We start from the raw sequence: 13,996 nt of genomic DNA, 5'->3' as shown, positions 1-13,996 counted from the left end.
AAACGAACAAAATAAAATAAAGAGAAAGCACCGAAGAAAGGAGAAATCCTTTCTTTTGGTGTTTTTTAAAAAGGGGGCTCAAAAATGAGAGTAAATCAAACAGGTGCTGCGGGAAAGACGATTGTAAACGAAATGAAAAGCCCGGAGGAAAAAGATCATGATTTGAGCGTAGTGAAAAAGGGCAGGAAAAAAATGCCCCGGGGGAAAAAAGAAAACCTGATCGGTTATTTGTTTATTAGTCCCTGGCTGATCGGATTTTTGGGTTTGACCCTTGGACCAATGCTTTTTTCCTTATACGCGAGCTTTACAAACTATAATATTACTTCCAGAATGGATTTTATTGGCTTTTCTAATTATAAACGGATGTTTCAATTTGATGATTTATTTACTGTTTCATTATGGAATACCATTTACTATGTAGCTTTTACGGTGCCGCTGACCACTGTGGGCGCTATTTTAATTGCCGTTTTGCTTAATCAGAAAATAAAGGGGATGAGCATATTCCGGACGGTCTTTTATCTGCCTGCTGTGCTGTCTGGAGTAGGCGTCTATTTTTTATGGATGCAAATGCTAAGTCCTTCAACAGGTCTTGTCAATACGATCCTTGCCTGGTTTGGAATTGCCGGACCTGCCTGGCTGTTTGATCCCGAGTGGACAAAGCCCGCTCTTATTTTAATGAAAATGTGGAGTGTAGGAGGAGGCATGCTTTTATATCTTGCCAGTCTTCAGGGTGTATCCAAGCAAATGTACGAAGCTGCTTTATTAGACGGTGCAAATGTATTTCATCGTTTTTTCTATATTACACTACCTATGATTACCCCAATAATTTTCTTTGATATTGTGACCAGCACGATTGGCTCCTTCCAGGTTTTCCAGGAGGCTTATGTTATGAGTCAAAGCGGTGATGGCGGTCCTGCAAACTCGCTATTATTTTATAATCTTCATATGTGGAATAATGCATTTGAACTTTTTGATATGGGATATGCCTCCGCAATGGCATGGGTATTGTTTATCATCGTGCTGATTTTGACGGTCTTCCATCTTTATTTGAGTAAAAAATGGGTGTATTACGAAGGGGGAGACGGAAGATGACACTGGCGAAGGCAAAGTGGTATGAAACAAAAAAATTCAGGGTCTCCTTCAAGGCTTGGATCATCACCTTTTTCCTTTTAGCAGGAAGCCTGTTAGTGCTGCTCCCGCTATGGTGGATGGTGTCTACATCATTAAAATCACCGCAGGAAATTGCTCAATATCCGCCGACCTTTTTCCCGAGAGAGTTTCATTTCTCCAATTATCTTGAGGCCTGGCAGACAGCTCCTTTTACAAGATGGGCAATGAATACACTCTTCATTGCCACTATGGGGATGATTGGTTCAGTATTGGTTAATTCACTGGTCGCATATTCATTTGCAAAAATACGTTTTAAGGGAAAAAATATCTTATTTATTATTATTCTTGCTACGATGCTTATTCCGGGCTTTGTGACGCTGGTTCCACAATATATTCTGTTTTCAAAGCTGGGGTGGGTAAACACCTATTTGCCGTTGATCGTCCCGGCATTTTTCGGGAGTGCCTTCTTTATTTTCTTATTAAGACAGTTTATGATGACGATTCCAAACGAATTAATGGAAGCTGCCATTTTGGACGGGGCTGGCCACCTGCAAATCTGGTGGCATATCATGCTTCCTTTAACAAAGCCCGCACTAATTGCTGTAGCCATCTTTTCGTTTAACGGCTCGTGGAATGACCTTTTAGGACCGCTGCTTTACTTAAACGATGAACGCATGTATACACTTCAAATCGGCCTTCAGACCTTTAGGGGAACCGTGCAAACACAGTGGCATTACTTAATGGCGATGTCTGTAACCGTTCTTCTTCCGGTCATCGCGCTCTTCTTCTTTTTCCAGCGCTACTTTATTGAAGGAGCAAATATTAATTCAGGCACGAAAGGATAAAAGAAGTATCTCGCTTTTCTCAATATCAATACCAAAGCGATCCATTTTAAAATTTTTTCCTTTTTCTCCTACTAATCACGTTTTACTTTCCGAAAATTAGAGAAATACTAATAGGGAAGGAGTCGATCATAATGAGCCAGCCAAATACAGCAATGATTATCATTGATATGATGAATAAAATGGATTTTGTAGGCGGAGAGGATTTATTAGAGAATACGAAGCCGATAATGGATAATCTTGTTTCTTTAAAAAAGAAAGCAAAGGAAGCAGAGATTCCCGTTATCTACGTGAACGATAATTTCGGTCAGTGGCAGGATAATGCAGAAAATATTATCGAAGAGTGCATGAAAAATCCAGGCAAAGAAATCGTAGAGCAAATCCTTCCTGAAGAAGATGATTATTTTATTATTAAACCGAAGCACTCCGGTTTTTTTGGTACACAGCTTGATATTCTTTTGCATCAGCTAGGGATTGATAACCTTATTTTAACCGGGGTAGCAGGAGATATTTGCGTTCTGTTTACAGCCAACGATGCGTATATGAGAGAGTATAAGCTCTTTGTTCCTGAGGACTGCATGGCATCTGAAAAAGTGAGCGACAATAAGAATGCAATCCACCTGATAAGACGTTCACTGGATGCCGATACAACGAAAAGTACCGAGCTTGATCTTAAAAAGACTGTTACCAAAAGGTGAGAGAATCTGGGGCATAATCATGTTTTTAGAAACGTGAAGCCCAGTGAACCGAGTAAAAGCGGTTGAGACATACATTTGTCTCAACCGCTTTTTAAATTAGGAAGAATACTATGAGTTGGACAAGCATATAGTAGTAGTAACATAATAGTACGTCAATTGTTCCATTCTAGCATTCCTGTTAAATCGGAATAAATAATGTCAGGCGTAAACCCGAGCTCCTCTTTTGGCAGGCCAGAACGGTTAATCCACGCTGTTTGAAAACCAAAGCTTTTAGCACCTGTAATATCCCAGCCGTTTGAAGACATGAACAAAACTTCCTCCGGAGCAGCATCCACATCTTCAAGAACAAGATTGTATGATGCAGGGACCGGCTTATACTGCTTTATTTTGTCTACACTTAGAATAGAAGTAAAATAAGAAGTGAAATTTGCTCTTTTAATTAAGGAAGCAAGCATATCTGAAGTCCCGTTTGACAAGATGATCAGCTGGTTGCCGGAAAGGGCTTTTAAAACATCTTCAACCTCGTTAAAAGGAGTCAGTCTGTGGTATTCTTCAATTAATTGCTGCTCCTGTAAGTCACTTAGGTTTTCCTGGTGCTCTTTTACTGTAAAGCGAAGCGCCTCACGTGTGACCTGATCAAATGGTCTATATCTCTCCATCAGCTGCCGTAGAAAAAGGTATTCGATCTGTTTTTTTCGCCAGGCCTGACTAATTTGAACTCCTAAACCAGGAAACTGCTTTTCACATGCTGCCGTCACTGAATGTACATCAAACAGCGTTCCATAGACGTCAAAAACAAAAGCTTTAATAGCAGGTTTCATAGGGATCCTCCTTTAGAATGGATAACATTTCTTTTCCCTTTTAAAAAATCAGTATTCTCTTTATTTCAAGAATTTTAATTTAACTGTAACTTTTTCATGTTAGGGAGCGTCTGCTTATCGAGTAAATAAAAAGGAGAAATGGGGATATGAAGAAAACGGTCTTCGCTGCATTAGCTCTATTTTTTGCACTAGCCGGCATCATACTTGCTTCTAGCACGTTTTCTAAAATTGACCACGCAACTATTCAGTATTGGAGTCCTGATACAGGCGGATACGGAGATGAATCCTACATAACTGATAAGTCATCCTTAAAAGAGATACGGGAAATCATGAATAAAGCAAGACATGAGAAGCGCCAATCCGAAAAGGCTCAGTCAGCAAACATCAGAATGACCCTGGTGTATGAAGACAACAGAGAAGAAAAAATCTATCTCTGGAAAGAAAGCGGCCAATTCACGATTTTCACAAGCGGAGAACGGGATGGAACGTATTATTTGAGTGATGGAGATGCAACAAAGGGATTAGAGAATTTGTTAAAATAGATGTGGTGAACAAGGAAAAGGTACGTGAACATCCATATGTTCACGTACCTTTTCCTTGTTATATTGTTTTTTCATTATCAGATTTATTTTCAACATAACGCCATGTATAATACACGATCCACCCTAAAAACAAGGGGGACATGGCAAGAAAGCTTTTAGAGGGCGGCAAAAGATAAAGCAGCACAACCGTTAAAATAAATGTAGGAAGAATCAAAATCATGTATTTCACTTTGTGATTAATCATGCTTGTACCTCCTTACTCCTATCATATCATTTTTTAAATGAAAGCGCTATCAGGCTCAGACGCAGGATGTTCAGATTTAAAAACGACAGAAAATAAAAGGGAAATCATTGGTAGCACCGAATAAGTAAGGTATGGATATATGAGCATCCATTCAAAACATTGAGAAAGCAGGACATAGTATGGAAAAGTGGATTGATGATCAATTTAATGAACAGGTGTTAAAAGAAGCGGCAAATCGTTTTGGAGCTGTTAGTACAAATGCAAAAAAACTCGGGGACTTTGAGAACTATGTCTTTGAGGTACATAAAGATAGCCTTTCCTATATTTTACGATTAACACATTCCTCTCACAGATGCAGGCAGGATGTGCTTGCAGAGCTTGAATGGATTAACTTTCTTCATGAAAACGGAGTGAATGCTTCTCTGGTTCATCAATCAGCCAACGGTGAGCTTGTAGAGGAACTTAAGCTATCGGATTCTTCCTTTTTTGTATGTCTTTTTGATAAAGCTCCCGGCGATCCGGTTAAAGCGGGTGATGATCACTTCAGCGCACCTCTTTTTGAAAAATGGGGCGAAATGATTGGGAAGATGCACCGGGTTACAAAAAATTTCGAGCCGGGTGAAGCAAGAAGAGAGCATTGGACCGCGGATGATGTAATCGACCTTAGCAATTTCCTGGATTCGCAAAAAGATGGGATGATTATTACGGGAAATGAAATGCTGGTGAATAAGATCAAAGAGATACCGGAAACAAAAGAAAGATTCGGCTTAATTCATTCTGATATTCATTCCGGTAACTTCTTTTTTCACGAAGGAGATGTGCATGTTTTTGATTTTGATGATAGTACGTATTTTTACTATCTTAGTGATATTGCCATTCCGCTATACTATGCTGTATGGGCAAAGCTTCGTAATGCAAATCTGGAGGAACGATCGGCATTTGGCAGTAAATTTTATCATTCCTTTTTAAAAGGGTACGTAAGAGAAAACCATCTGCTGGAAGAATGGGTTGAGCAGCTGCCGTTATTTTTAAAGCTGCGTGATTATGCGCTGTATGGTGTATTTCACAAAAAAGTGGATCTTGAAAATGGAAATGAACGTGAAAGAGAGCTTGTAAGGGAGATACGAGGACGCTTACTTCAAAATGAACTCATTGTGGATTTAAATTACAAAGAAATCTTTCAAGCGGTTCAAGCAGGAGATTAAAAAGTAAAAAGCTGGCAGGAAAATCACTCCTGCCGGCTTTTATTATGTTTAAAATAAGAGATAAATTGGAAATATAGTTAAAAAGACGAAGGAGGTCGCCTGTATGTCAATCGACTTTACAAGGCCGGATAGCATGAGAGCTGAAGACCTTCCCCAAGTGCGTATTTTTCAAGACGATTTTACCCGTCAATTTATGCAGTCAGCAGAAGCAGCAGAGAGAGGGTATTATGTGTTTGAATCAGGAACTGGCAAGTATGAAATGGCGATTCCGGAAGAATCGACCATTGATCATGCCGGGTATTCGATGGAAGAAAATAATGACTTTGAGTCCTACCTAATAAATATCTACCACGAGAATGGTGTTATCTCTCATCTTCAGGTTACGTTCCTGGGACAAAATGATCCTCAATTTGTGGAGGAATATTTAACGATTACACAATCACATGCAGGAGAGGAGCTGGAATTTAAAAAAATTACGGATGAATGTTTGGATCTTTATTTTTCAGCTGCTCAGGACAAACGATTAAACGGCATGGACCAGATCGGTTATATCTGTTATCTGCAAAATCTAAAAGGACCAGGAGGCATGCAGCTTTATTATGATACATACTGTGATACAAACAGTATGGATGCCTATGAAGAAATTAGAGAAGCGGAAAAAGAAAAAATTTTAAAAATCATTTCCTCGATTAAATTTCTTCCTGTACGTTCAAATGAATAGACCCCTGTTGAAACTCTTGATCCTGCAAACTGCCTTCATTCCAAATGAAGGTTATTTTATTGGGAAAGAGTAATTATTTTACCTAAAATATACCATAAAAGGGATTTTGTTATGCTATAGTTTAAAAAAGGGGGAAAAAGATGCGAAAAATAACAAGAAGAAATAAGCTGGCTATTTCTTTAGGTTTGTTACTGCTCTTTTTTGCTGTTTTCAGCCAATCATTGTTTGCATTTTTTGTTAGCTTTGAGAAATACGATGGAAGATCACTGACAATCGGTGTAGTCGGAGAACCGCCTGAAGTCAGAGAAGAACAGGTGAATTTTAAGCAAATCAGCTTTGAAGATTTAAATAAGGAAGACCTTCGTACTTTTGATGCAGTTTTTATCACCAAGGAAAATCTGGCAGAAGCTTCTGAAGGGAAATATGCTGAAGTTTACTCTCAATCTGACATCCCCTTCGTATTTATCCAAACGACCAAATCCTACCTTCCGTTTATTGATAACGAGCACAGCTACCATGATGAAATTTTTGAAAGCTTAAAGGATGATCAGTATTATGCAACCCTGTACATTGAAAACAACCAGCACCCGTCAGGTCATTTTTGGGGCTATGGACTTTATAATGACAAGGAAAATAAATGGAATGTAAAAGATGTTTACTCTAGAGTGTTTACATCAATTGAAAAAATTAAAAACAAACAGAATTAATGATCATTCATTTACTGGAAAGGAGGCCGCATGATGAAAAGGATACTTTGCTTACTGCTGCTTTCTTTCGTTTTAGTAACCGGCTGTACAAGTGAAGAACGATTGATTTTTTCCGGCGAAGGTGACCATTGGAAGGCTCAATATATTGCTGATAGATCTGAAAACGATCAGGCAGCATCCGGCTCGGTTAGCTATATTGGGGAAGAAGCTGTTCCAGACAGAATAGAATATCGACTTGAATACGGCTCAGCCGGTTCAAACGGTGATGTACCTTTAAAAGATGGAGCCGCGAATCTAAACAGAAGCTCTTGTGGGAATTGCTCTGTGCTTCAAAAAGACTCAGAAATCCTTGTGACCATTACATGGGAAGGAAAAACAGAGGAGTTTTTATTGTCAAGTGAGTAACAGAAGCGAACAGCGATTAGTTGGCTTATATCTAAGAATAGAGGGTTAAATATGAAACAGTTAAAGCTATTAAGTCTGGTTTTTATCCTGCTGCTGTCAGCCTGCAGTACAGAGACAGAACACGGAAGTATTTCTTATTCAGAAATAAAGCTGGATGAGGTGGGAGAAGAGCTTTCCTCATTCATTGAAGAAATAGACGGTGAAAATGGTACGTATCTCTTTTTTGAGGATGACCGTACCTTCTATGTTTATCTTAATGGGGGAAATGTAGCTTTAGGAGAGGAAGCGATTTATTTTGATGACTTTTCTATCGACAGAGATACGAAGAAACAGACATGTTTCATTTCATATAAAACGGTTAAAACAGAGGATTTTTCCTCGGACAGCCAAAATTTTAAAGGATTATATAAGGTGAACGGGGATAGAGCATTCGAAGTCATTAAAGCAATTGAAAATAATAAAGAAGTTTCGTTTAAAAGCATATCCGGAAAATAAGATTGGAGGCAGAAATGAAGGATAATTTAGTGAAAACGCCGAAAATAATAGGTTTTGTTTCTTTATTGCTGCTTGTCATGCTGATAGGCTCATCCGCTCTTTTTGCTGCAACGCTGGATACAAACAGTATAGTCAAAGGAACGATTATAGAGGCGTTTAATCAGGATCCAAAGGTGCAGCGGGATACTGCAAGCGGGAATATGAAGGTCTCCCCTGAAAGCTTCACCAATGACACAATCGACTTTTTACAGAAAGTGTCTGTCTATCCTTTAAGCTTACTGGGAGCAGCACTGTTTTTGACACTGATCGGTCTTATTACAATGAAATTTAACCGTGGCATCACCGCTATTTTATTTATTATTGCAGGAATAGCCTCGCTATTTACGTTAATACCGGCTATATTATTGTTCTTTGCAGCAAATAAATTATTTCATAAACCCGAATATACCCAGCCTGCAGTTAAAAAAGCATAACGTCTTATAGTGCTGGAATTTCCTTTAACCTATAAAAATAGTACAGTCAAAAGCTGAGGCGGCCATTGCTTTAGCTTTTTTTGCGTATAAACGACTCAAGATAAGATAAATTTAAAAATTTAAACAGATTACTATGATCGGATCAAAGGACTGGTAAACTTATATGGAAGGAAGTTTTTTAAAATTGGATGAACGTGTGGCATAGACGGCTGCTTACTTTCCTGTTTATTTGAAAACGCTTCCTTCTGTTGGAGTTGCATTTATACATAAGGAGGGAAAAGGATGCTAGATGGACCATTATTAATTGGTGTGCTCGTTTTATCAGTTTTATTTATTATTTTTGCTACGGCAAAGCTTAAGCTTCATCCATTTTTAGCGCTGATGTTTGCCTCATTTTTAGCCGGATTCATGTCGCTGATGCCTTTTGAGTTAATCGTAGAATCGATTAATGGCGGCTTTGGCAGCTTAATGGGCGGGATTGGGATTGTTATTGTGGCAGGAACCATTATCGGTACGATTCTTGAAAAATCCGGTGCTGCATTAAAAATGGCAGAGGTGATTATAAGGCGGATCGGGGAGAAGCGTCCTCAGCTCGCTATGTCACTTGTTGGAGCTATTGTTAGTATTCCGGTATTTTGTGATTCAGGGTATGTTATTTTATCCAGTCTGAAAAAAGCGATGGCACGCCGTGCAAATGTAGCGCTGGCTTCAATGGCTGTTGCTCTTTCAACCGGCCTTTTTGCTACTCATACTCTTGTGCCGCCTACACCGGGACCGATTGCTGCAGCGGGAAATCTTGGCGCTGAAGGCTATCTGGGCACCATTATTCTTGTCGGTATTATCGTTTCCATTCCTACTATTGCTGTTGGGTATTTGTGGGCTACAAGGGTTGCGGTGAATATTAAAATTGAAGGGGAGGAAGAAAACCTTTCATATGATGATGTACTTAAGGAATTTGGCGACCTTCCCCCGGCATGGAAAGCATTTGCTCCTATTTTGGTGCCCATTATTCTGATCGGATTATCTTCTTTGTTATCAATCCTGCAATATGAAGGTTTTGGGAGCAGCTTTGCCACTTTTTTAGGCGCTCCTATGGTCGCTCTTTTTGTAGGGGTTTTGTTCAGCTTCCTGCTTCTGCCCCGTTTTAATGAAGAAACCTTAAACGGGTGGGTAGGAGAAGGGCTGAAGGTTGCAGCACCTATCTTACTGATTACAGCAGCAGGGGGCGCATTCGGCCGCGTATTAACGAATACTCCGCTGTCTGATTTTATTGAGGGATTTGTAACAGGCAGTGGATTCACCGGGGCATTTGTTTTGATTGTTCCATTCCTTATTTCAGCTGCATTAAAAACTGCCCAGGGCTCCTCAACAGCAGCTCTTGTAGTCACATCGGCTCTCATCGCTCCACTATTGCCTTCTTTAGGCATTGAAACACCGCTTCAGCTCGCGTTAACGGTAATGGCGATCGGTGCAGGGGCGATGACTGTTTCCCATGTAAACGACAGCTACTTCTGGGTCGTTGCACAATTTAGCGGAATGAAGGTGACGGATGCTTATAAAGCGCAGACGATGGCGACACTCCTGCAGGGAATAACCGCGTTTAGTGTGACGTTTCTTTTGTATTTGCTCCTTGCTTAATCATCATGAAAAAAAGCCTGTGCACTCATCCTGAGCGTACAGGCTTTTTGATTATGGCTTTTTAGGTTTTCCGAGCTTATCCGGTTTCCCGGGTTTATCTGGCTTTCCGGGTTTCTCTTTTTTAGGTTTCCCCGGCTTGTCCTTTTCGGGGAGGTCTACACCGATAGCAGCTCCGTTTCGGCTTGAATCTGCAACTCCTGTAAATTCTCCATTTTCATGGTCAATAAGAATACTCTGAACATTTCCAATGGTGGTTGGAGAAGAGCCAAATCCATGGCCCATACCGTTTAGCCTCTGAATTACCTCTGAAGAAATGCCTTCCTCCCAACGATAGGAATTGAGCGTGTTTGTATAAATTCTTGGTTCTTCAATTGCAGCTTTAAGCTCCATGTCATACTCAATTGTGTGAATGATTGTTTGAAGGACAGAAGTGATAATGGTTGGTCCGCCTGGAGAACCGACTGTCAAAATAGGCTGGTCATCTTCAAACACAATCGTTGGCGTCATGCTGCTAAGCGGTCGCTTGTTCGGCTGAACTTCATTCGCTCCGCCTGGAATAGCGTCAAAATCTGTTAGTTCATTATTAAGCATAAATCCATACCCTGGCACCATAATGCCTGTACCAAACAGCATCTCAATGGTAGTGGTGTATGAAACAACATTGCCCCATTGATCCGCTACAGTGAAGTGCGTGGTTTCCCCGTACTCGTTTTGCTCCGGCTGCTCTACTGCTTCATAGTCAGCTATACCAATTTCATATTCCCAGGGGTCGCCTGCGGTTACATTTGTATTCACATTGTCTAAACTCATAAGCTCCTGTCGTTCTTTAATATAATCCGGATGAAGCAAACCGTTCAGCGGTACATCAACAAATTCAGGATCTCCAGCATATGCAGCACGGTCGGCATAGGCTAGATGCATTGCCTCAGCCATTAAGTGATATTTTTCCCACGAACGAACATCATACTGGGAAAGGTTAAAATCATCCAGCAGCTTTAGCATTTGAAGAAGAAATACACCTCCTGAGCTTGGGGGAGGCATGCTGGCAATGTCATAGCCCTGATATTCTCCCCAAATCGGCTCGTCGATGGTTACATCGTACCCGGCAAGATCCTGTGGAGTCATTGATCCTCCAAAGTCCTGTACAGTATCAGCAGTTGCCTGTGCAATTTTACCTTCATAAAAGGCATCTGCTCCGCGCGCACGAATTTGATTAAGTGTTTTTGCTAAATCCTTTTGAACAAGGATATCCCCCTCTTGAAGTGGCTCGCCGCCTGGTAAAAAGACATCCTTAGCAGCGGATCGTTCAAGCTTCCATTGATTATCCTCAATCGCATCAGCCAGCACAGAATCAATAGGGAATCCTTTTTGGGCTAATTTGATCGAGGGGGCAATTAATTCCTTCATGGACCGGGACCCCCACTGATCTAATGCTTCCTCCAATCCCTTCAAGGTGCCTGGCACTCCGACTGCATTTCCGTGAGTATGCCGTTCATCGAATGGAATCGGCTCTCCGCTGTCATCCAAAAACATATCAGAAGCAGCGCCTTGAGGAGCGCGCTCTCTGCTGTTTACAATGGTCGTTTCCTCTGTCTCTCCGTCATATACCATCATAAATCCGCCGCCGCCAATTCCTGACATCATCGGTTCAGTTACGTTCAGGGCAAATTGAATCGCAACAGCCGCATCGATGGCATTTCCTCCTTTCCGGAGCACTTCTGCCCCTATTTCAGAAGCGATTGGATGAGCCGTTGCAACCATTCCATCCTTCCCGACGTCAACCTGCTGATAGTCATCATAATGAAAGGAGTTCTTTTTGGCTTCCCCGGTAAGCGGAAAAGTACCTGCGACTAACATAAGACTGAAAAAAACTGCGATCCACTTGTGCATGCTTTTCTTCATTTCATCCTCTCCTTTTGTTAGAATATTACATTCTTAACGATAGAGAAAAGAGAGACCTTATTCAAATAAAATGTCAGAACAATCAAAAAACAGAGCGATCCTCCTATAGAGTCGTGAGCCAATAGAACAGGGGATTAGTTGATAAATGAAGCAGAAGTAACAGTTTGCTGTCAGGCAATTTAATTGAAAGGAGGGGAAAGAGTAGAATATTTTATCTGTGGTTGGGTAAAAAAGAATAGTAGGCAATCATGCAATTATTTATAGAGAATGAGGGTGAGAAGATGAATAGAGGAATCGTTACTGCGCTTTCTGCAATAGGGATCGCTCAAGGCTTAAAGGTATTTACTAACAAAAAACTTACAGGAAAATGGGATTGGCGTCCACTTCTTCAAACAGGCGGCATGCCAAGCTCGCATTCGGCTGGTGTAGCTTCACTTGCTGCATATGTAGCTGCTAATCGGGGAACCCGTCATATTGAAACAGCCCTGGCTGTCGTATTTGGTTCAATTGTTATGTATGATGCGCAAGGAGTAAGGCGTCATACCGGTGAAATTGCACGTCTTGTCAATGAACTTGAGGATCATTTTGAGGTCATATCCGGAGATTATCCAAGCCTGGAATACACAAAACGGGACAAGGAGCTGAAGGAGCTATTAGGCCATCAGCCCATTGAAGTTCTTGGCGGAGCCATTTTTGGCATTATCTTCGGAACCGTCATTGCAAGAGTAGAAGACCGGAAAATGAGCAAATTGGAAGAAGCGCAGGAGGATTGGGGATAAACGGTAAATAGCGAACAAGCACTCCGGTTGGAGTGCTTGTTTTGGTTGTTAAGAAGAAGTAAATAAATTTGACACACGTATTTTAGCTTTACGGAAGCCTTCAAAAGAATCAATGACTGAGAAGATAATGAGGGTGATGATTGACGACCAGATAATCCAATTAACCGTATTAGTGGTTTGAGACTGATTGAGAAGTTCGGTTAAATAAGGAATAAATTCCTGGTTTAGAAGGTCCGGCCGAGTAATGATAAACGTAAACAGGGCGACAAAAAGTATATTATAAATCACATTCATGAAAGCAAGTCGATTTGTCCATTGACCTAAAACCCATTTGTAGATCAATAGAGCAACCTCTATGGCAATAAGTATGACAACTAGAGGCCAAAATGCTAACAGTACATCCTGATTTAAAACAGGTATCCCATCATTAAAGACAGCGATTATATGAGTGGCATTAAAATAAATTCCTGCCCAGATAGCTGTCCATAAAAGACTTCCAAAAACACTTGCTTTTGAAATTGCTTTCTTTTTCGGGACAGAAGAAAGTTTTTTTAAATCGTCCGGCTTCCAGGAAGAGTCTGGGAATGACATGTTCTGGTCGGATGCTGCGAAAGACCGCTCAATGGTGAAAAACACGAGCGTTATCCAGAAAAATGTATGCACGATGATGTTAAATGCTGATCCTGCCGTATTTAAACCTGCATCTACAATAGATTGGATTATTGGCGTTTCGCCTGTATAACCGCTAATGGCCACCATTACCTGAGTAGCCAGGACTACAACAAGAGCAATCGGTATAGTCATTTTCAAAATGGTAAGGTAATGATCATAAAACGCAGGACCAATAAGATGCCTTGGGTGATCACGGTATTTACTGGCAAGCTGTGCTGGGTTTCCGAGCTTTGCAAGCTCTTCTTTAATTAATTCTTCAGAAGGGTTATCAGGGAGCATATCCTGGATGGTTGAATAAAGCTCAAGAGCAATATCCTCTCTTGTTTTTTCAGGTAATCGGCGCGTCACTTCATGAACATAAAGCTCAATTAGATTCATTTTCCTCTTCTCCCCTCAAAAGTTGTTGAAGCTCCAGCGACGTTTTTTCCCATTCCTTTTTAAGCTGTTTATACACTTCATTTCCGTAGGTGCTCAGTACATAGTATTTTCTCGGTCGGCTTTCTGTAGTGTCCCATGAACTTGTGACTAGTTTTTGTTTTTCCAGTCGCCGAAGGAGGGGGTAGAGGGTGCTTTGCTCAATTACTACCCCCGAATTTTCCAGACGCTGAACGAGTGAGTAGCCGTATTGCGGGGTGCTGAGCTGGCTTAGCACAGCTAGTGTCAAGGTTCCTCTCCGCAGCTCAGTGGTCAAGGATGTCAGTAGATCACTCATTCTTTCACCTCGTTTGTTTTATACTGTATA

Annotated in this window: 16 protein-coding genes and 1 pseudogene; 12 read left to right on the top strand and 5 right to left on the bottom strand. The window is 40.8% G+C overall.

What is annotated here, in order from left to right; all coding sequences use genetic code 11:
- Positions 1-192: 192 nt before the first annotated feature.
- From C4B60_RS09030 to C4B60_RS09020, 3 genes are all read left to right on the top strand, one after another.
- A complete protein-coding gene (locus C4B60_RS09030) occupies positions 193-1,092 on the top strand; it encodes a carbohydrate ABC transporter permease (RefSeq protein ID WP_245153931.1) in 900 nt (299 codons plus the stop codon).
- Positions 1,089-1,955 carry a carbohydrate ABC transporter permease gene (locus C4B60_RS09025; protein ID WP_104057669.1) on the top strand — a complete coding sequence of 289 codons (867 nt, stop codon included), beginning with the start codon at positions 1,089-1,091 and terminating at the stop codon, positions 1,953-1,955. The genes C4B60_RS09030 and C4B60_RS09025 overlap by 4 nt, the downstream gene beginning before the upstream one ends.
- Positions 1,956-2,086: 131 nt before the next feature.
- Complete coding sequence (locus C4B60_RS09020) at positions 2,087-2,650, top strand: cysteine hydrolase family protein (RefSeq protein ID WP_104057668.1); 564 nt, start codon at positions 2,087-2,089, stop codon at positions 2,648-2,650.
- Between the two features lie 152 nt (positions 2,651-2,802).
- Here C4B60_RS09020 and C4B60_RS09015 read toward each other — a convergent pair whose 3' ends face one another.
- On the bottom strand, positions 2,803-3,471 hold the full coding sequence (locus C4B60_RS09015; protein ID WP_104057667.1) for a haloacid dehalogenase type II: 669 nt from the start codon (positions 3,469-3,471) through the stop codon (positions 2,803-2,805).
- Positions 3,472-3,617: 146 nt separating this feature from the next.
- Between C4B60_RS09015 and C4B60_RS09010 the strand changes: the two genes are divergently transcribed.
- Positions 3,618-4,013 carry a YhfM domain-containing protein gene (locus tag C4B60_RS09010; RefSeq protein WP_104057666.1) on the top strand — a complete coding sequence of 132 codons (396 nt, stop codon included), beginning with the start codon at positions 3,618-3,620 and terminating at the stop codon, positions 4,011-4,013.
- 58 nt (positions 4,014-4,071) lie between these two features.
- Here C4B60_RS09010 and C4B60_RS09005 read toward each other — a convergent pair whose 3' ends face one another.
- Positions 4,072-4,257: a hypothetical protein gene (locus C4B60_RS09005; protein ID WP_104057665.1), complete on the bottom strand. Its 186-nt coding sequence runs from the start codon at positions 4,255-4,257 to the stop codon at positions 4,072-4,074.
- A 179-nt stretch (positions 4,258-4,436) separates the two neighbouring features.
- Between C4B60_RS09005 and C4B60_RS09000 the strand changes: the two genes are divergently transcribed.
- The 7 genes from C4B60_RS09000 (at position 4,437) to C4B60_RS08970 (ending at position 9,901) form a co-directional block, all read left to right on the top strand.
- On the top strand, positions 4,437-5,462 hold the full coding sequence (locus C4B60_RS09000; RefSeq protein WP_104057664.1) for a phosphotransferase enzyme family protein: 1,026 nt from the start codon (positions 4,437-4,439) through the stop codon (positions 5,460-5,462).
- Between the two features lie 103 nt (positions 5,463-5,565).
- Positions 5,566-6,183 carry a hypothetical protein gene (locus C4B60_RS08995; protein WP_104057663.1) on the top strand — a complete coding sequence of 206 codons (618 nt, stop codon included), beginning with the start codon at positions 5,566-5,568 and terminating at the stop codon, positions 6,181-6,183.
- A 140-nt stretch (positions 6,184-6,323) separates the two neighbouring features.
- A complete protein-coding gene (locus C4B60_RS08990; protein WP_104057662.1) occupies positions 6,324-6,890 on the top strand; it encodes a transcription elongation factor GreAB in 567 nt (188 codons plus the stop codon).
- 33 nt (positions 6,891-6,923) lie between these two features.
- Positions 6,924-7,295, top strand: coding sequence for a hypothetical protein (locus C4B60_RS08985; protein ID WP_104057661.1), 372 nt, complete (start codon positions 6,924-6,926; stop codon positions 7,293-7,295).
- 51 nt (positions 7,296-7,346) lie between these two features.
- The gene (locus tag C4B60_RS08980; protein ID WP_104057660.1) at positions 7,347-7,790 is read left to right on the top strand and encodes a hypothetical protein; all 444 of its coding nucleotides are present in this window, start codon (positions 7,347-7,349) and stop codon (positions 7,788-7,790) included.
- 14 nt (positions 7,791-7,804) lie between these two features.
- Positions 7,805-8,263: a hypothetical protein gene (locus C4B60_RS08975; protein ID WP_104057659.1), complete on the top strand. Its 459-nt coding sequence runs from the start codon at positions 7,805-7,807 to the stop codon at positions 8,261-8,263.
- A gap of 282 nt (positions 8,264-8,545) precedes the next feature.
- Positions 8,546-9,901, top strand: coding sequence for a GntP family permease (locus C4B60_RS08970; RefSeq protein ID WP_104057658.1), 1,356 nt, complete (start codon positions 8,546-8,548; stop codon positions 9,899-9,901).
- A gap of 141 nt (positions 9,902-10,042) precedes the next feature.
- Here the strand turns inward: C4B60_RS08970 and ggt are convergent.
- Positions 10,043-11,803, bottom strand: a pseudogene (gene ggt, locus C4B60_RS08965) (gamma-glutamyltransferase); the annotation flags it as partial.
- A 281-nt stretch (positions 11,804-12,084) separates the two neighbouring features.
- Between ggt and C4B60_RS08960 the strand changes: the two are divergent.
- Positions 12,085-12,582 carry a divergent PAP2 family protein gene (locus tag C4B60_RS08960; protein WP_245153917.1) on the top strand — a complete coding sequence of 166 codons (498 nt, stop codon included), beginning with the start codon at positions 12,085-12,087 and terminating at the stop codon, positions 12,580-12,582.
- Positions 12,583-12,630: 48 nt separating this feature from the next.
- On the opposite strand, the gene C4B60_RS08955 is transcribed toward C4B60_RS08960, so the two are convergent.
- Both C4B60_RS08955 and C4B60_RS08950 read right to left on the bottom strand, forming a co-directional pair.
- Positions 12,631-13,632 (bottom strand): HAAS signaling domain-containing protein, encoded by a 1,002-nt coding sequence (locus C4B60_RS08955; protein ID WP_104057655.1) that lies wholly within the window; start codon positions 13,630-13,632, stop codon positions 12,631-12,633.
- Positions 13,619-13,966 carry a PadR family transcriptional regulator gene (locus C4B60_RS08950; RefSeq protein WP_104057654.1) on the bottom strand — a complete coding sequence of 116 codons (348 nt, stop codon included), beginning with the start codon at positions 13,964-13,966 and terminating at the stop codon, positions 13,619-13,621. The genes C4B60_RS08955 and C4B60_RS08950 overlap by 14 nt, the downstream gene beginning before the upstream one ends.
- Between the last annotated feature and the right edge of the window lie 30 nt (positions 13,967-13,996).

The sequence above is a fragment of the Jeotgalibacillus proteolyticus genome (assembly GCF_002926065.1).
In the GTDB taxonomy this organism is placed as follows: domain Bacteria; phylum Bacillota; class Bacilli; order Bacillales; family Jeotgalibacillaceae; genus Jeotgalibacillus; species Jeotgalibacillus proteolyticus.
The sequence above is the reverse complement of the archived record's forward strand: the minus strand, read 5'-3'. Positions and strand labels throughout refer to the sequence as shown.